The 15,621-nt window shown below is 75.2% G+C and carries 14 protein-coding genes and 1 riboswitch; of the genes, 8 read left to right on the top strand and 6 right to left on the bottom strand.

The features are described 5' to 3' along the window. Window positions 1-218: 218 nt before the first annotated feature. Window positions 219-782, bottom strand: a complete 564-nt coding sequence (locus BI06_RS37780) for a hypothetical protein (protein ID WP_051742744.1) — start codon at window positions 780-782, stop codon at window positions 219-221. A 213-nt stretch (window positions 783-995) separates the two neighbouring features. Between BI06_RS37780 and BI06_RS37775 the strand changes: the two genes are divergently transcribed. Together BI06_RS37775 and BI06_RS37770 are read left to right on the top strand one after the other, a co-directional pair. Then, the gene (locus BI06_RS37775; RefSeq protein WP_030393113.1) at window positions 996-1,322 is read left to right on the top strand and encodes a hypothetical protein; all 327 of its coding nucleotides are present in this window, start codon (window positions 996-998) and stop codon (window positions 1,320-1,322) included. A gap of 126 nt (window positions 1,323-1,448) precedes the next feature. Continuing rightward, window positions 1,449-2,627: a DUF6745 domain-containing protein gene (locus BI06_RS37770; RefSeq protein WP_233290452.1), complete on the top strand. Its 1,179-nt coding sequence runs from the start codon at window positions 1,449-1,451 to the stop codon at window positions 2,625-2,627. A gap of 111 nt (window positions 2,628-2,738) precedes the next feature. Here BI06_RS37770 and BI06_RS37765 read toward each other — a convergent pair whose 3' ends face one another. Further along, window positions 2,739-2,948 carry a hypothetical protein gene (locus BI06_RS37765; protein WP_030393111.1) on the bottom strand — a complete coding sequence of 70 codons (210 nt, stop codon included), beginning with the start codon at window positions 2,946-2,948 and terminating at the stop codon, window positions 2,739-2,741. A 210-nt stretch (window positions 2,949-3,158) separates the two neighbouring features. On the opposite strand from BI06_RS37765, the gene BI06_RS37760 reads away from it, so the two are divergent. Then, window positions 3,159-4,343: an ABC transporter substrate-binding protein gene (locus BI06_RS37760; protein WP_082558972.1), complete on the top strand. Its 1,185-nt coding sequence runs from the start codon at window positions 3,159-3,161 to the stop codon at window positions 4,341-4,343. Window positions 4,344-4,469: 126 nt separating this feature from the next. On the opposite strand, the gene BI06_RS37755 is transcribed toward BI06_RS37760, so the two are convergent. Continuing rightward, window positions 4,470-5,966 carry a bifunctional phosphatase PAP2/diacylglycerol kinase family protein gene (locus BI06_RS37755; protein WP_030393109.1) on the bottom strand — a complete coding sequence of 499 codons (1,497 nt, stop codon included), beginning with the start codon at window positions 5,964-5,966 and terminating at the stop codon, window positions 4,470-4,472. 217 nt (window positions 5,967-6,183) lie between these two features. Here BI06_RS37755 and BI06_RS37750 point away from each other — a divergent pair, with 217 nt between their 5' ends. The 3 genes from BI06_RS37750 to BI06_RS37740 all read left to right on the top strand — a co-directional run bounded on the left by BI06_RS37750 (window position 6,184) and on the right by BI06_RS37740 (window position 8,340). Next, on the top strand, window positions 6,184-6,951 hold the full coding sequence (locus tag BI06_RS37750; protein WP_043475861.1) for a 1-acyl-sn-glycerol-3-phosphate acyltransferase: 768 nt from the start codon (window positions 6,184-6,186) through the stop codon (window positions 6,949-6,951). Window positions 6,952-6,993: 42 nt separating this feature from the next. Then, window positions 6,994-7,500 (top strand): DinB family protein, encoded by a 507-nt coding sequence (locus BI06_RS37745; protein WP_043475858.1) that lies wholly within the window; start codon window positions 6,994-6,996, stop codon window positions 7,498-7,500. 81 nt (window positions 7,501-7,581) lie between these two features. Beyond that, window positions 7,582-8,340 (top strand): class I SAM-dependent methyltransferase, encoded by a 759-nt coding sequence (locus BI06_RS37740; RefSeq protein ID WP_043476353.1) that lies wholly within the window; start codon window positions 7,582-7,584, stop codon window positions 8,338-8,340. A 116-nt stretch (window positions 8,341-8,456) separates the two neighbouring features. On the opposite strand, the gene BI06_RS37735 is transcribed toward BI06_RS37740, so the two are convergent. Together BI06_RS37735 and BI06_RS37730 are read right to left on the bottom strand one after the other, a co-directional pair. After that, window positions 8,457-9,194, bottom strand: coding sequence for a hypothetical protein (locus BI06_RS37735; RefSeq protein ID WP_030393105.1), 738 nt, complete (start codon window positions 9,192-9,194; stop codon window positions 8,457-8,459). A 246-nt stretch (window positions 9,195-9,440) separates the two neighbouring features. Continuing rightward, window positions 9,441-11,042 carry an ABC-F family ATP-binding cassette domain-containing protein gene (locus BI06_RS37730; protein WP_043475856.1) on the bottom strand — a complete coding sequence of 534 codons (1,602 nt, stop codon included), beginning with the start codon at window positions 11,040-11,042 and terminating at the stop codon, window positions 9,441-9,443. 203 nt (window positions 11,043-11,245) lie between these two features. On the opposite strand from BI06_RS37730, the gene BI06_RS37725 reads away from it, so the two are divergent. Further along, window positions 11,246-12,196, top strand: a complete 951-nt coding sequence (locus tag BI06_RS37725) for a RimK family alpha-L-glutamate ligase (RefSeq protein ID WP_051742743.1) — start codon at window positions 11,246-11,248, stop codon at window positions 12,194-12,196. A gap of 66 nt (window positions 12,197-12,262) precedes the next feature. Here BI06_RS37725 and BI06_RS37720 read toward each other — a convergent pair whose 3' ends face one another. Continuing rightward, window positions 12,263-13,609 carry an NAD(P)/FAD-dependent oxidoreductase gene (locus BI06_RS37720; RefSeq protein WP_051742742.1) on the bottom strand — a complete coding sequence of 449 codons (1,347 nt, stop codon included), beginning with the start codon at window positions 13,607-13,609 and terminating at the stop codon, window positions 12,263-12,265. Window positions 13,610-13,863: 254 nt separating this feature from the next. Next, window positions 13,864-14,050, top strand: a riboswitch (M-box (ykoK) riboswitch). Window positions 14,051-14,407: 357 nt separating this feature from the next. Between BI06_RS37720 and BI06_RS37715 the strand changes: the two genes are divergently transcribed. Continuing rightward, entirely contained in the window at window positions 14,408-15,580 is a 1,173-nt protein-coding gene (locus tag BI06_RS37715; protein ID WP_043475851.1) for a magnesium and cobalt transport protein CorA, read from the top strand. Window positions 15,581-15,621: the final 41 nt, after the last annotated feature.

The raw sequence follows: 15,621 nt of genomic DNA, 5'->3' as shown, positions 1-15,621 counted from the left end.
CGGCGTCGGGCCCGCCCCCGTCGACCGGCGGCTCGCCCTCGGGCACGGGTACCGCCACCGCCACCAGCACCGGTACCGCTACCGCCACCCCGTCCGGCACGCCCTCCCCGCGGCCGACGCCCACCTGCACACCGTTCCTCTTCTGGTGCACCTGAGGGCGCCGACGCCCGGTCGGGTCGGGCCGGGCGTGGCTGACGCGGCCGGACGGTGGCAGCGGCTCAGGAGGCGTACAGCTCCTGGATCTCGTTGATCCTGCCCTCGCCGTCCAGCGAGATCTCGTAGTTCAGTCCGGGACTGCACACGCCCGCGTCGGGAGTGCGGTCCAGGCACGCCCCGATGTGGTTCCACAGCTCGCCGACCACCACGGTTTTGAACTGTCCGGACGCGGGCTGGAGCTGGGCCTTGACCTCCGGGGCGAACATCAGGTTCTTCCGGGGGCCGGTCGGCTCCCACTTCCCCTTGCCGGCGGTGCAGGTGTAGCCGGTCTCCTGGTAGGTCACGGTGTCCTGGCGCGGCTGCTTGACCGGGTGGATCACCCGGCGGAGGCCGACGGGCTTCGGCGGGGCACAGGCGCTCGGCGGTGCGACGGCGGACGGCTGGGCGGCCGCGGACCCCGTCGCCGTCGGCTGGGCGGCCGAGGGCTGGGCGGCTGACGGCTGGGCCGCGGAGGAGCCGGCGGGCGCGGCCCCGGTCCCGGAATCGTTGTCGGGGCCGCAGGCGGCGAGGGCCAGGACGGCGATGGCCGCGGCGACGGCGGCCAGGGCGGTACGACGAGACGACATGGTGACAGATCCCCCTGTTGGTACATGTGCTGGTCGGCCCCGCAGGCCGACGGTCGCACAGACTAGCGACCGCCGCGGACCACCTGTCCCGGCAGTCCCGGTAGTCCCGGCATTCACCGAGGCCACTCGGGTGCCGGGGCCGTTGTCGTACCCCTGTCCTATGGTCCGTGGTGTGGGAATCCGATGCGTCGTCGATTCGGCGAGGGAGAGCTGATGTTCCGTCAGGGTGACGTGCTGCTGGTGCCGGTGGAGAAGGAGGCCGTCCCGGCCCGGGTGGCCTCGCTGGCCGAGCAGCCGAGGGACGCGCGGGGCCGGCTGGTGCTGGCGCTGGGCGAGGTGACCGGTCACGCGCACGCCGTGGTCGGGCCGGGGGAGCTGCGGCGCGAGGCAGGTCCGTTCGGGGTGGCGTGGCTGCACCTGCCGGAGGGCGGCCGGGTGGTGCACGAGGAGCACGCGGCGATACCGCTGCCCAAGGGCTGGTTCCGAGTGGTGCGTCAGCGCGAGTACGCGCCGGGCGCGGTGCGGATCGTCGCCGACTGACGGCGGCCGCGCGTGGCCGCGCGGGCGCCGCACGAGGCGGGGATGCACGACGAGGCGGGGCGGGCGCACGGCGTCCGCGGTACGGCTGGGCGGGGTGCCCGGTCGGGAACGGAGAGGGTGATGGGGATGGCGACCGGACAGGCGGCACCGGCGGTGGCGACGGCAGGCGTGGCGGCGGACGAGGCGGCGGCGTCTGCGGTGGCGAAGGCCGAGGTGACAGCTGAGGTGACAGCCGAGGTGACGGCCCGTTGGCGGACGACCGCCGCCGCCACCGGCCCGGCCGACCGGGCCGGCGTCGAGCGCGCGGTGCGGGCCGCGTACCGGGCCGCCGGCCTGGCCGAACCGGCCGACATCAGGTGGTTCGGCTCGCCGCTGGCGGCGGCGGAGGCGGCCCTGGAGCTGCGCGCGGCCGGGGCCTCGACCGTCCGGGAGACGGTCAGGACCCTGCCCTGGGAGGCGGTCCGCCGGCAGGCGGTCGAGCGGACCGGCGCGGTCGGCTGGCCGCCGCTCTGGGCGCTGACCGGCGGCGAGCTCGGCCCGGTGACCAACGCGCTCGCCGACCGGATCCGCGCCGCCCTGCTCGACCGGCTCCCGCCCGACCCGGCCGTCGGGGACGTTCCACCGGGGGATGCCGGGGTGGCCCGCGAGCGCCGCACCGCCGTCAGGCTCGCGCTGCTCGACGCCGTCCGGGGTCAGCACGACGCACCCTGGTTCGCCGCCTTCGAGGCCGCCGGGGTGCTGGGCGCGCCGGGGGCCGCCGGTGCGGGGATCGCGGCGCTGGCCGAGGTGGCGCGTACCACCGGCTGGTGGTGGCCCTACGCGGACACCGTGCTGATCAGTGAGCGCCCGACCGCCCTGCACCGCGACGAGGCCGGCCGGCTGGACCGCGCCGACGGACCGGCCCTCGAGTACTCCGACGGCTTCGCCCTCCACGCCTGGCGGGGCATGCCCGTACCCGCCGAGTTCCTGGCCGGGCTCGGCACCGTCACCGTCGAGCGGATCCGCACCGAGGAGAACGCCGAGCTGCGCCGCGTCCTGCTGGAGCACTACGGCTACGAGCGCTACCTCGCCGACTCCGGCGCCGAACCGATGCACCGGGACGAGACCGGTGTGCTCTGGCGGATCCAACTGCCGGACGACGAGCCGGTGGTGATGGTCGAGGTGGTCAACTCGACCGCCGAGCCGGACGGCACCTTCCGCACCTACTGGCTGCGGGTGCCGCCGGACACCCGCACCGCCCGCGCCGGCGTGGCCTGGACCTTCGGCACCACCGAGGCGGAGTACCACCCTCAGCGCGAGACCTGAGTACGGGGCGCGGCCGGAGCCTGGGTCGGGGGAGACACGGCACCGCCCGCGCCGGGGACTGGCGCGGGCGGTGCGGTTCCGTGGTGGAACCGGGGGACAGAAGGGTCGGGGTCAGTGGACGTCGATGCCGTCGAAGGACCCGATGACGGCGTCACCGCCGACGTTGGTGATCTCGCCGCCGGCGAGCTGGTTGCCGGTGCCGATCACGGTGATGGTGGTGGTGTTCACGGTCACCGTGTCGTCGGCGAAGGCCTGGGTGGGTACGGAAATGGCGCCGACAGCGGCGATGAGGACGGCGAACGTACGGACGGTGCGGTACATGAGTTAAATCCCTTCGTGGGCAAACGGTGCTTCGAACCCTAGGGAGCGGTGCGGTGCGAAAGGGGGGAATGTCACCTGAACGGGTTGGTCTGCGTGTCGCCGGGGCGGCTGCGTCGTGGGGCGCGGCGACCTCCACCGGCGCGCCCCTGGGTAGGCTGCGCGCGTCCTGATCATGAACCGCCGAGATGATCACGGGGGAGAGGCCGCCGCATGCACACACCACCGGACCCGCACCTGCAGAACGGGCAGAACGAGCAGAACGAGCAGCAGGGGCAGCATGAGCCGAACGGGCCGCACCGGCCGCGCGGGGCCTCGCCCGCCGACGGGCCGTCGGTCCGGATCGGGGTGCTCGTGCCGCTGACCCGCCCCGGCTGGGTCGCGGCGGGCCGGCATCTGCTCGCCGGACTCGACCTGGCCGCGCGCGAGGTCAACGAGGCCGGGGGGATCGCCGGCCGGCCCGTCGAGCTCGTGGTCCGCGACACCGCCGCCGATCCCGGGCGGGCCCAGGCGGCCGTGGACGAACTCGCCGCTCTGGGGGTGGCCGCCCTGGCGGGGGAGTACCACAGCGTGGTCGCGCGCGCCGCGGCCGCCCGGGCCGAGGCACTCGGTCTGCCCTTCCTGTGCTCCTCCGCGGTGCTCGACGCGCTCACCGACGGGCCGGCCGACCGGGTCGCCCGCATCGCCCCGGCACAGTCGCACGGGTGGCGTGTCTACGCCGACTTCCTCCTCGGCGCGGGGCACCGCCGGATCGCCGTGGCGGCCGACCCGAGCGTCTACTGGGCGTCCGGGACCGGCATCCTCCGGGAGCGGATCACGGCGCGCGGCGGCACCCTCGTCGAACTCGACCTGCGCACCCTCACCCCCGAGGGCGTGTGCGAGGAGCTCGCCGCCGACGGCGCGACCGCCCTCCTGCTCCTGGCCGGCCACCCCGAACCGGCGGTCCCGATCGTCCGGGCCGTCCGCCGGGACCGCCGCCTCGCCGGGATCCTGATCGGCGCTCCGGCCGGGCAGCCGGAACTCGCCGACTGGGCGACGCTGCTGGGCGAGGACGGTGCCGGGGTGCCGTTCCTGCGCTACCTGCCCGAACACCTCGGCCCGCTCGGCGCCCGGGTCGGGGCGGAACTTCGCGAGCGCCTGGGCGAGGAGCCCTCCTTCGTCGCCTTCGAGGGCTACGACACCGTCACCGTCCTCGCCGAGGTGCTGCGCTCGCACGGCGCCGACCGGGCCCGGATCGCCGGGGCCTGGCCGTCGGTCGCGGTCGAGGGCACCCGGGGGACGGTCCGGTTCTCCCGGGAGGCGGGCATCGGCGTGTGGCAGTGGGCCTGGGCCCCGGTCCAGGTGGCCGACCGCGACCCGGCGGACCCCGCCCGCTTCCGGGTCCTGCACACCGGCTGAGCACACCGGCCGAGCATGACGGCTGGGTACTCCCGCCGAGCACGCCCGCCGAGCACGCCCGCCGAGCACTCCGGCCGAGCACGCCCGCCGTCCCTGGGCGTGCTCGGCCGGCGTGCCCAGGCGCGCTCAGCCCGCGGCGGGCCGGTAGACCGTCAGCGCCCGTCCGGACTTGGACAGCCGGAGCCGGCCCGCTGCGGGGACCGACTCCCCGTCGACCGCCATCCGGTCGGCGTCGCCCAGCCGCTCCAGGTCGAGCGCCCGGAGCCGGGCCGAGTGGTACACCCGGGACCGGGCGAGCGTTCCGGAGAGGAACGCGGCGGCGAGCCTGGTCCTGGCGAACGGCCGGCCCCCGTCGACCACCCGGACGTCCAGCAGGCCGTCGGCGAGTCCGGTCCGGTGGGTCGGGGCGAAGCCCGGCGGGTCGTACGCGCCGTTCCCGGCGAACAGCAGCCACAGCTGCCGGTCCCGCCCGCCGGACCGGACGGTGACCGGCTCACCGTTCACCAGCACCTTCGCGGTGGCCACCGCGAGGGCCGGCCACTTGCCCATCCGGCCCTCCAACGACTCACGCAGCTTGACCAGTTCGGGGTAGACGCCGATGCTGAAGGTGTTGAGGAAGTACCGCTGCCCGGTACTGTCGGTGGCCAGCCCGAGGTCCACCCCGCACGCACTGCCGGCGGTCACGGCCGTCGCCGTCGCCTCGAAGTCCTCGATGCCGAGATCCACCGCGAAGTGGTTGAGCGTGCCACCGGGGAACACCGCCAGCGGCAGGTCCCGCTCCACGGCCAGCCCGGCCGCCAGATTGACGCTGCCGTCGCCGCCGCAGACCCCGAGCGCCCCGCCCGCGGCCGAGGCCCGGTCGGCAGCCTCGGCGAGGAGGGCGGGCAGGTCGTCGTCGGGCCCGCAGAGGCGGATCTCGGCCCGGGGCAACAGGTCGCGCAGCACGGCGACCGTCTCCTCGGGGCCGTAGGTGCTCAACGCGCCGCTGCCGGAGCCCGAGTTGACCACCACCGACAGGCCCTGCCCCTCGGGCAGTGCCGGGGCGGCGCGGCGCGCGGGCCCGGCGGCCGGCCGCAGGTCGGACGAGCGGGGCCACCAGCGAAGCGTCAGCGCGGCGACGGCCGAGCCCAGCGCGAACCCGGCCAGGACATCGCTCGGGTGGTGCGCACCGGTGTACACCCGGGAGGCGCCCACGATCAGCGCGACCGGCGCCACGACGGCCGCCGCCACCGGGGACTCGATCGCCACCGCCGTCGCGAAGGCCGCCGCCGAGGCCGAGTGCCCCGAGGGGAAGGAGGTGGTGATGGGTTGACGCAGCAGCCGACGGGCGACCGGAACCGCGTCGAGCAGGGGTCGCGGGCGCCGGGTGAGCTGCTTGGCGGCCACATTGGCCGTGAACGAGGCGAGTGCCAGCGCGCTGACCCCGCGCAGTGCCGCCCGCCGTCCGCTCCGCCCGCCGACGGCCCCGAGCACGGCGGCCGTGCCGAACCACAGTTTCCCGTGGTCGGCGGCGCGGCTGGCCCTGCGCAGCAGTTCGCCCACCCGTGATCCGGCCCCGAAGGGGTGCTCGGACACGGCGATCCGATGGAACAGTGCCTGGTCGATGTCGTCCAGTCGCCTCATCCGACCGAGCCTAGACGCTGGCGGCGCCCGGCGCGCGGCGAGCGGTCGGCGCAGCATCGGTGCCGGGCCGACGCAGCGTTGACGCAGGTTCGGCCCCCGGCTCCGCGGAGCCCCCCGGCCCTGCTTGAGTACGGGTACTCAGGCGCCGGCCGGCGCACCCGAGCAGACTGGCGCGGACAGCACCCCGCTCCACCGTCACGAGGACGCACCCCACACCATGCTGAGCCGCACCGCCGCCCTCCTGCTGCCCGTTCTCGGTCACCTCCGCATCACCGCCGACCCGGTCTCCGCCGCCGCCACCGACCCCGCGCCCGACACCGCCGACACGGCCTCCGACACCGCCGACACAGCCCCCACCGTCGCGCCGGGCAGCATCGTCGCGGCCAACCACACCTCGCTCGCCGACCCCGTCGTGGTGCTCGCCGCCCTGCACCGGCTCGGTGCCCGGCCGGTCGTGCTGGCCACCGCCGGCCTGTGGCGGATCCCCCTGCTCGGGACACTGCTGCGCCACGAGGGGCACATCGCCGTCCACCGGGGCACCGCGCGGGCCGCGGAGTCGCTCGACGCGGCGGCCGCGGCACTGGCGGCCGGGCGGGTCGTGCTGATCTACGGCGAGGGCGGGCTGCCGCGCCGCCGGGACTCCGGCGAACTGCCGCCCGGCCCCTTCCGCAGCGGCCTGGCCCGCCTCGCGCACGCCACCGGCGCACCCGTCGTCCCGCTCGGCCAGGCCGGCTCCCGCCGCCTCACCTCCGGGGGGAGGGCGAAGCAGCTCGCCGGTCTCGCCACCGCCCCCGTCCGCCGCCCCGGCCTCCACGTCCACCTCGGCGCCCCGCTCCACCTCCCCGCCGACACCGCCGAGGCGACCGCCCGCGCCCACCACGCCGTCACCGCCGCCTGGACGGCCGCCAGCAGGCACGCCGCGAGCCGCGGCGCCGCGAGCCGCCACGCCGCCGCCGGGCAGGGACCGGAAGCGACCCGTCCGTAAACCCGTCGACAGCGTCGGTGCGATTGGGAATGCTGTCCCACGATGACCAGAATCGACGACACGCCTCCCGCCTGGGACGAGCGCACCCAGCTGACCACGTTCCTCGACTACGCCCGTGACACCACCCGCGCCAAGTGCGAGGGCGTCTCCCCGGAGAACGCGCGCAGGGCACTCCTGCCGGGTTCCCCGCTGATGACCCTGAGCGGACTGGTGAACCACCTCCGCTGGGTCGAGTACTACTGGTTCCAGGTGGTCTTCCTCGGCGAGGAGGACCAGGGCCCCTGGACGGAGGAGGACCCCGACCGCGAGATGCGGATCGCCGTCGACTTCCCGCTGCCGCAGCTGCTCGACGAGTACGCCGAACAGAGCGCCCGCTACCGCGAGCTGGTCGCCGTGAGCGACCTGGCCGACCGGGCGAAGCGGCCGGTCCGCAACGGTCTGCACGTGGACCTGCGCTGGATCCTCCTCCACCTCACCGAGGAGACCGCCCGCCACAACGGCCACCTCGACATCCTGCGCGAACTGCTCGACGGCACCACGGGGGACTGATCCGCCGGACGCCGCGGCGGATTCCGGCGGAAGGCTCCGCCGCGGCGGCGGACCGGTGCGCGCCGGGAGAGGATGAACGGCATGGAGCGAACGTTCGAGGAACTGGTGGCCGAGGCGGCCGAGGCGTCGGTGGACGGCTGGGACTTCTCCTGGCTGGACGGCCGGGCGAGCGAGGAGCGCCCCTCCTGGGGGTACCAGCGACTGCTCGGCGAGCGGCTGGCACACGTGTCGGCGGCGCTGGACGTGCAGACCGGGGGCGGCGAAGTGCTGGCGGGGGTGGCCGGGAGCTTCCCGCGGACGATGGTCGCCACCGAGTCGTGGCCGCCGAACGTGGCCAAGGCGGCGGCGCTGCTGCACCCGCTCGGCGCTGCCGTGGTGGCGGACCCGGACGAGCCGCCGCTGCCCTTCGCGGACGGCTCCTTCGACCTGGTGACCAGCCGTCATCCGGTGACCGTGTGGTGGTCCGAGATCGCCCGGGTGCTGCGCCCCGGCGGCAGCTACCTGGCCCAGCACGTGGGACCGGCCTCGGTGTTCGAACTGGTCGAGTACTTCCTCGGGCCGCAGCCGGAGGCGCGCCGGGCCCGGCGGCCGGAGGACGACGCGGACGCCGCCCGGGCCGCCGGTCTCGAAGTGGTCGACCTGCGCTCGGAGCGGCTGCGGATCGAGTTCCGGGACATCGGCGCGGTGGTGTGGTTCCTGCGCAAGGTGATCTGGATGGTGCCGGGGTTCACCGTCGACGCCTACCGGGAGCGGCTGCGCGAACTGGACGCCCGGATCCGGGCGGAGGGGCTGTTCGTCGCCCACTCCGCCCGCTTCCTGGTCGAGGCCCGCAGGCCCTGAGGGCCCGCAGGCCCTGAGGCCCGAAAGTCCTGAGGCCCGCAAGCCCTGAGGGCTCGCGGGCCTCAGGCGCGGCGCTCAGCGTCCGCCGGCGGCCCCGACGCCCCGACGGCCCGGCCTCACCTCAGGTGCCGGCCGAAGAACTGCGCCGCGGCCTCCCCCGCGAACCGCGGGACGCCGGTGTGCCCGCCGAGATTGGCGTTCAGCGTCTTCTCCGCGGAGCCGAACGCGTCGAAGAGGTCCAGGGACGCCTGCCGGTCGTTCCCCTCGTCGTCCCACTGCAGCAGGACGTGCAGCGGAACGGTGACCCGGCGGGCCTCCTCCAACGTGGCCGCGGGCACGAAGCTCCCCGCGAACAGGACGGCGGCCGCGATCCGCGGCTCGACGAGCGCCAGCCGGGTGCCGATGGCGATCACTCCCCCCGAGTACCCGACCGGGCCGCCGATCCCGGGCAGTGCGAGGAGGGCGTCCAGGGCCGCCCGCCACTCCGGGACGGCCTGCTCGACCAGGGGGAGGACGAGCCGGTCCACGATCTCGGGGCCGACCGGTTCGCCGGCCGCCATGGCCCGGCGCATATCGGCGCGGGCCTGTTCGGTGACGGCGGACCGGGGCCGGTCGCCGCTGCCGGGGAGTTCGACGGTGGCCGCGGCGAAGCCGTCCGCCACGGACTGCCGGGCCCGGTCCAGCAGTCGGGGGTACATCCGCTCCAGTCCACCGGGGTGGCCGAGCAGGATCAGCGGCACCGGTGCGGAGGGGGAGGCGGACGCCGGCGTCCAGAGGATGCCGGGGATCCCGTCGAGGGTGAATTCGCGTTCGAGGACGCCGTCGTCGAGGCGCTGCTCGGAGGTGAATCGCATGGTCGTGCCTTTCGGGAGTGCTCTTGAAGGCGCTCCCGGACGACCTATCGCCCGACCATGACCCCGGAGGGGAGCACCCATGTCGATACAACGTTCACGGGTACCACCTCCTTGTTCTCTCGCACGGCCACCGGGAATCTAGCAGCGGCCGCCCCGGCCCGCCAACCGGCTTTCCAGGGAGGCCGGTCCAGGGAGGCCGGTCCCGGACCGGCCTCCCCGCCCCGACCGGACCCGCCCCGACCGGGGTCAGCCCGTTCCGACCAGGTCGAGGTACTCCTCGCTCCAGAGGTCCTCGTCGCCGCCGGGCAGCAGCAGGACCCGGTCGGGCCGCAGCGCGCGGACCGCGCCCGGGTCGTGGGTGACCAGCACGATCGCGCCCGGGTAGCTGCCCACCGCCGCCAGCACCTCGGCGCGGGAGGCCGGGTCGAGGTTGTTGGTCGGCTCGTCGAGCAGGAGCACATTGGCGCCCGAGTGGACCAGTCCGGCCAGCGCCAGCCTGGTCCGCTCGCCGCCGGAGAGCACTCCGGCGGGCTTGTCGGCGTCGTCGCCCCGGAACAGGAACGCCCCGAGCACGTGCCGCAACTCGCCGTCGCCGAGGTCGGGTGCCGCCGCGGCGAGGTTCTCCCGGACGGTGCGCGCCGGGTCGAGGGTGTCGTGCTCCTGCGCGAAGTACCCGAGCCGCAGCCCCGGGCCGGGGACGACGCGTCCGGCGTCGGGGGTCTCGCGGCCGGCGAGGAGGCGCAGCAGAGTGGTCTTGCCCGCGCCGTTGTGCCCGAGGACGACGAGCCGGCTGCCCCGGTCGACGGCGAGGTCCAGCCCGGTGAGCACGTCGCGCCCGCCGTACGCCTTGGCGAGGCTCACCGCGCCGAGCGGCATCCGGCCGCAGGGCGCCGGTTCGGGCAACCGGATGCGCGCGGTCCGCTCGGCCCGGCGGGTGGGTTCGAGCGCGGTGAGCATCCGGTCCGCCCGGCGGGCCATCGAGCGGGCGCTGACGGCGGTGGCCACGTTGGACCGCATCCGGTCGGCCCGGGCGTGCAGGGCGGCGGCCTTCCGTTCCGTGTTGGCGCGTTCGCGGGTGCGGCGGCGTTCGTCGGCGGCGCGCTGGGCGAGGTGGGCGGCCCAGCCGGTGTTGTGGACGTCGACGGTGGCGCGCTGCGGGTCGAGGTGGAACACCCGGTTGATGGTGGACTCCAGCAGTGGCACGTCGTGGCTGATCAGCACCAGCCCGCCCGGGTAGCCGGCCAGGAAGCCGCGCAGCCAGGCCACGGCGTCCGCGTCGAGGTGGTTGGTCGGTTCGTCGAGCAGCAGGGTGTCGTGGTCGGCGAACAGGATCCGGGCCAGCTCGACCCGGCGCCGCTGGCCGCCGGAGAGCGTGCCGAGCGGGCTGTCCAGCAGCCGGTCGGGCAGACCGAGGCCGGCCGCGACCCGGGCGGCCTCGGCCTCCGCGGGGTAGCCGCCGCGGGCCAGGAACTCGGCCTCGGCCCGGGTGTAGGCGGCCATGGCGCGGCGCTGCGCCCGCTCGTCGCGGGCGTCGGCGAGGACGGTCTCGGCGGCGCGCAGCCGCTGGACGGCGGTGTCCAGGCCGCGCGCGGAGAGGATCCGGTCGGTGACGGTGACCGCAGGGTCGGCGGCGCGGGAGTCCTGCGCGAGGTGGCCGACCGGGCCGGTGCGGGTGATGGTGCCGGCGGCGGGCGGGAGCTGCCCGGCGAGGGTGGCGAGCAGGGTGGTCTTGCCGGCGCCGTTGCGGCCGACCAGGCCGATGCGGTCGCCGGGGCCGATGTGCAGGGTGAGGTCGGACAGCAGGAGGCGGGCGGCGACGCGCACGTCGACACCACGGGCGGTGATCATGAAGGTGACGCTCCGTAACGACTGATGGACACACGGGTGGCGTGGTGGTGGGTCCGTCAGCTAGGAGATGCGGGGCGTCGACATGGCGCCGAGGTTAACCCGCGGCACCGTTCGGGCGCACGCGAATTTTCCCGAAGCACCTTCCGCGGGCAAGTTCCGGGAATCCCTTGCCTGGACATGTCCGCGACATGTTCCATGGGGCCATGGGGCGCAGCGAGCTCGTTCTGATGACCGATCACGGCTCGACCGAGGGCAGCCGGGAGGCGCTGGCCACCGCGGTGCGACGGCTGACCGGGCAGGCGCCGTTCCTCCTCGACGCTCGGCACTTCATGAGCGGCGGCGCGGACGGACCCGCCGGTGGCGGACGGGTGCGCGGCACCGGTGACGGGGTCGCCCTCGAAGTCCCCGCCGAGGGCCTCGCGGTGACCGCCAGGACGGTGCTTCTGTACGAGATACCGCCGCACCGCCGCCACGAAATCGTCGACTGCCAGCGGCTGTTGCGCGAACACGGGGTCCGCTCGCTCGGCACCGCCGCCGACGGCTGGCGGGCGGCCACCGACAAGCGCCTCACCGTCGAGTGCTTCACCAGGGACGGCGTCCGCCAGATGCCCACGGTCACGCTCTCCCGGCCCACCCGGGCCGAGGCGGCCGAGGTGTTCGAACGGCTCGGCGGCGACGTCTGGGCCCGCCCGGCCCTCGGCATGAGCGGGCAGGACGTCTTCCACGTCACCACCCGCGCCCAGCTCGCCGAGGCGGCCGAGTGCTACGCCGAGGCCGGTACCGCCTGGCTGCTCGCCGCCGACGCCCGCAACTTCACCGCGGACGGCCGGCGCCACCAGTACCGGGTGACCGTGCTCGCCGGCCGGGCGCTGCGCGCCGTCGAACACGTGCAGGACGACCCGGACCAGCCGTGCAACCTCGCCCGGGGCGCCGTCTCCACCCCGCTGCCGCTCGAGGCGCTGCCCGCCGGGCTGGCGGAGCTGGCGGTCGCGGCCACCCGCTCGGTCGGGCTGCCCTTCGCGGCGGTCGACCTCGCGGGGGAGAGCGGCGGGGCGGTCTTCGAGGTCAACGTCCACCCGGCGTTCGGCTCGCCCGGCGCGCTGGAGGCGGTCGCCGTGCCGTACGTGGCCGCCCACCTCGGGCCGACCGCCTGACCGGCACCGGTTGCCCCTTGCCCCTTGCCCCTGTTTTGCCCCCGCTCGCTCCGGCCGGCTCCCCGCTCAGCCGCTGCGCAGCACCGCGGTCAGGACCGACGGCCGGAACAGCGCCGTCGGCGGGGCGACCAGCGACATCACCTCGTGGAACACCGCCGTGACCCGCGGGTCGCTCGCCGCGCCGGCCAGCACCCGGTCCAGGAAGCGGTGCTGCGCGCGGAGCAGCGCCCCGGACGGCCCGCCCGTCGTCGCCGCGAAGCGCACGTCCTCCGCGGAGGACATCGCCCAGGCGTTCTTCGACACCGCCGCCACCGCCCGCCGCGCCGCCCGGGCCGTCGCGGGCCCGATCCCGCCGTACCGCAGCGCGGCCCGCCGCAGCTCCCGGGCCTCCAGCGCCGCCACCGAAATGCCCTGCCCGTAGACCGGGTTGAAGGTGCAGGCGGCGTCCCCGACCACCACCAGCCCCTCCGGCGAGCGCTGCTCGTAGTGCCGCCGCACGCCCGGACCGGGCACGAAGCCGCGTACCGCGCCGAGCGGCTCCGCGCCGGCCAGTGCCTCCCGCATCCGCGGATCGCGCAGCAGTTCCAGCTGCCGGGCGAACCCGGCCTCGCCGGGTGCCGGCTCGCCCCCGCGCATCCCGCCGACGCCGACGATCCACCGGTCGCCCTCGACCGGCAGCAGCACCCCCAGGTACGGCGTGTCCGGCGCCCTGCACTGCAGATACAGCGCCGACCAGTCGGCGGGGGCGTCGGCCGGGCGCCGGAAGATCCGGGTCGCGTAGACGACGCCCGCGTCCACCCGCTCCTCGGGCGGCGGCGGGCAGCCGAGCTCCCGCAGCCAGCCGCCCATCGCCGAGGTCCGGCCACCGGCCTCGACCACCAGCTCGGCGGGCAGCTCCCGGACGGCCTTCGGGTCGGCGCCGTGCCCGCGCTCCCGCACTCGGACCCCGGTCACGGCGGCCGCCGAGCCGGTCAGCCCCACCACCTCCGTGCCCTCCAGGAACTCGATCGACGGCTCGGTCCTGACCCGCTCCAGCACCACGGTGTCCAGCACCGGCCGGGTGCAGGAGTAGAACGCCAGCTCGGCCGGGTACTCGGCCATCCACCCGGCCGCGCTCAGCCACCGCAGATCACCGGAGAGGGCCACCCGCACGGCGCCCGCCGCCCGCAGCTCCTCCCGGGTGCCGGGCATCAGCTCCTCCAGCACCCGGTGCCCGGCCTCCAGCAGCAGGTGCGGGTGCCTCCCGTGCGGCAGCCCCGCCCGGAAGTCCGGCCCCTCCGGGTACCGGTCCCGCTCCACCACCACGATCCGCTCGGCGGCGCCGCGCAGCGCCCAGGCCGCCAGCGTGCCCGCCAGACCGCCGCCGATCACCACCGCCGTGCCCCGCCCGGGGCCGGTCTCCAAGGAAGCCATGGCATGAAGGGTAGGGGGCGGTACGCCGCCGCGGCCGCCGGCCCCGGTGCCGAAGGGATGCGAACCGCGGTGTCCGAAAGGCGAACTGACCTTTCCTCCGACCGGTGTGCGCCGGAGTGAGCCCGGGGCGCGGGACGCCCGCACGAGCCCTCGGCGGGGTCCGCGCATCGACGGTCGTGCGCTCCGCGCCGACTCGTGGCCGCACCCCTGGTCGAAGCACCCCTCCAGCGGGTACTAGACTCGAGGAGGTTGTGAAGGCACCTCGTTCGGTGAGGCGTCGCCATGGACACAGGCCACTGACCCCACGACGTCGAGAGACGCCCAGGGTCAGGACAGGTCTCCCCGGCCTAAGGGGTGACCCCAAGTGGCTGCACCCCTCGGGACCATCCCGGGTGCTACGCCGTGGCGTGCCAAAGCTCTGACGAGATCAAGGGGTGCCCACCCGACGCTGCGGCGCCCCTGCGCGCCCGCTCGGCGGTGTGGACCCTCCTGATGACCCGGTTACGGCGACCCGCACGGGCGCCCCGACGGCGAGGAGGTGAGAGCGATGGAGTGCAGTAGTAGTCCGGGTCGAAGTAGGCCCCTCCCCAGGACGTCCCTCACTTCTCCCGGCACCCGGTGCCCCTCCTCCCGTACCGCTCCCGACCCACGCCGTCGCACCGCCCGCCGCTGACCCGGCGCGCCGCGCGGCCAGGGCGCCGTGCGCGGTGGAGGACTACCGGGCGCCCCCCGCCTGCCCCGCACCCCCGACCTGCTGTGTCCGGTGCGGCGGCCCCCGAACCGCGGAGGTACCCCGTCATGTCCGACTGGCGTGTGCGCGCAGTGCGTGCGAGCAAGCTCCCCTTCTCCCGTCCCACCAACCCGGCCGGCGGCACCACGCCCGCCCAGCCCGCCCCCGAGCACTCGATGGACCCGCGCCCCGACCAGCCGGTCGAGCACGTGAGCCTGGAGCGCTCCGTCGTCGACGCCGGCGTCTACTGCGACGGCCACCGGCTCGCCTCCGCCACCGACCTCGCCGGCGTCTACCGCGAACTGCCCGGCAAGCCCGGCACCATGGCCTGGATCGGGCTCTACCGCCCCGCCGAGGCCCAGCTGCTGGAGGCCGCCGAGCGGTTCAACCTGCACGAACTGGCCGTCGAGGACGCCATCGTGGCCCACCAGCGCCCCAAGCTGGAGCGCTACGGCGACACCCTCTTCGTGGTGCTGCGCGCCGCCCGCTACCTGGACGACGTGGAGGAGGTCGACTTCGGCGAGATCCACCTCTTCGTCGGCCCCGACTTCGTCCTCACCGTCCGCCACTCCCAGGCCCCCGACCTCTCCGCCGTCCGCCGCCGCCTGGAGGCCGACCCCGAACTCCTGGCCCTCGGCCCCGAGGCCGTGCTCTACGCCGTCCTGGACGCCGTGGTGGACGGCTACGCCCCGGTCATCGCCGGCCTCCAGCACGACATCGACGAGATCGAGACCGAGGTCTTCGGCGGCGACCCGCAGGTCTCCCGGCGCATCTACGAACTCTCCCGCGAGGTCATCGAGTTCCAGCGCGCCACCCGGCCCCTGCTGGAGATCATGCAGAGCCTGGAGGCCGGCTTCGAGAAGTACGGCACCGACGAGGAACTCCGCCGCTACCTGCGCGACGTGGCCGACCACGCCACCTACGCGGCCGAGCGCGTCGACGGCTTCCGCCAGATGCTCCAGAACATCCTCACCGTCAACGCCACCCTGGTCTCCCAGCGCCAGAACGAGGAGATGAAGCAGCTCGCCGAAGCCGGCCACGTCCAGAACGACGAGATCAAGAAGATCTCCTCCTGGGCCGCCATCCTCTTCGCCCCGACCCTGATCGGCACCGTCTACGGCATGAACTTCACCGACATGCCCGAACTCAAGTGGGCCTTCGGCTACCCCTTCGCGATCGCCCTCATGGCCCTCGTCTGCACGAGCCTCTACTTGATCTTCAAGCGCCGCAACTGGCTGTAACGGTTCGGGTAGTTGGCGGCGGGGGGAACCGGGGGTCCGGT

The organism is Kitasatospora sp. MBT66 (genome assembly GCF_000710405.2).
In the GTDB taxonomy this organism is placed as follows: Bacteria; Actinomycetota; Actinomycetes; order Streptomycetales; family Streptomycetaceae; genus Kitasatospora; species Kitasatospora purpeofusca.
This window is presented reverse-complemented; position numbering and strand designations above follow the sequence as displayed.

Bases quoted from the DNA above. Each gene is read 5' to 3' on its own strand.
- BI06_RS37760 (WP_082558972.1), top strand. From the start codon at position 3,159: ATGCACACACCACCGGACCCGCACCTGCAGAACGGGCAGAACGAGCAG.
- BI06_RS37755 (WP_030393109.1), bottom strand. From the start codon at position 5,966: ATGAGGCGACTGGACGACATCGACCAGGCACTGTTCCATCGGATCGCC.
- BI06_RS37780 (WP_051742744.1), bottom strand. From the start codon at position 782: ATGTCGTCTCGTCGTACCGCCCTGGCCGCCGTCGCCGCGGCCATCGCC.
- BI06_RS37775 (WP_030393113.1), top strand. From the start codon at position 996: ATGTTCCGTCAGGGTGACGTGCTGCTGGTGCCGGTGGAGAAGGAGGCC.
- BI06_RS37750 (WP_043475861.1), top strand. From the start codon at position 6,184: ATGCTGAGCCGCACCGCCGCCCTCCTGCTGCCCGTTCTCGGTCACCTC.
- BI06_RS37715 (WP_043475851.1), top strand. From the start codon at position 14,408: ATGTCCGACTGGCGTGTGCGCGCAGTGCGTGCGAGCAAGCTCCCCTTC.
- BI06_RS37725 (WP_051742743.1), top strand. From the start codon at position 11,246: ATGGGGCGCAGCGAGCTCGTTCTGATGACCGATCACGGCTCGACCGAG.
- BI06_RS37740 (WP_043476353.1), top strand. From the start codon at position 7,582: ATGGAGCGAACGTTCGAGGAACTGGTGGCCGAGGCGGCCGAGGCGTCG.
- BI06_RS37745 (WP_043475858.1), top strand. From the start codon at position 6,994: ATGACCAGAATCGACGACACGCCTCCCGCCTGGGACGAGCGCACCCAG.
- BI06_RS37720 (WP_051742742.1), bottom strand. From the start codon at position 13,609: ATGGCTTCCTTGGAGACCGGCCCCGGGCGGGGCACGGCGGTGGTGATC.
- BI06_RS37730 (WP_043475856.1), bottom strand. From the start codon at position 11,042: ATGATCACCGCCCGTGGTGTCGACGTGCGCGTCGCCGCCCGCCTCCTG.
- BI06_RS37735 (WP_030393105.1), bottom strand. From the start codon at position 9,194: ATGCGATTCACCTCCGAGCAGCGCCTCGACGACGGCGTCCTCGAACGC.
- BI06_RS37765 (WP_030393111.1), bottom strand. From the start codon at position 2,948: ATGTACCGCACCGTCCGTACGTTCGCCGTCCTCATCGCCGCTGTCGGC.
- BI06_RS37770 (WP_233290452.1), top strand. From the start codon at position 1,449: ATGGCGACCGGACAGGCGGCACCGGCGGTGGCGACGGCAGGCGTGGCG.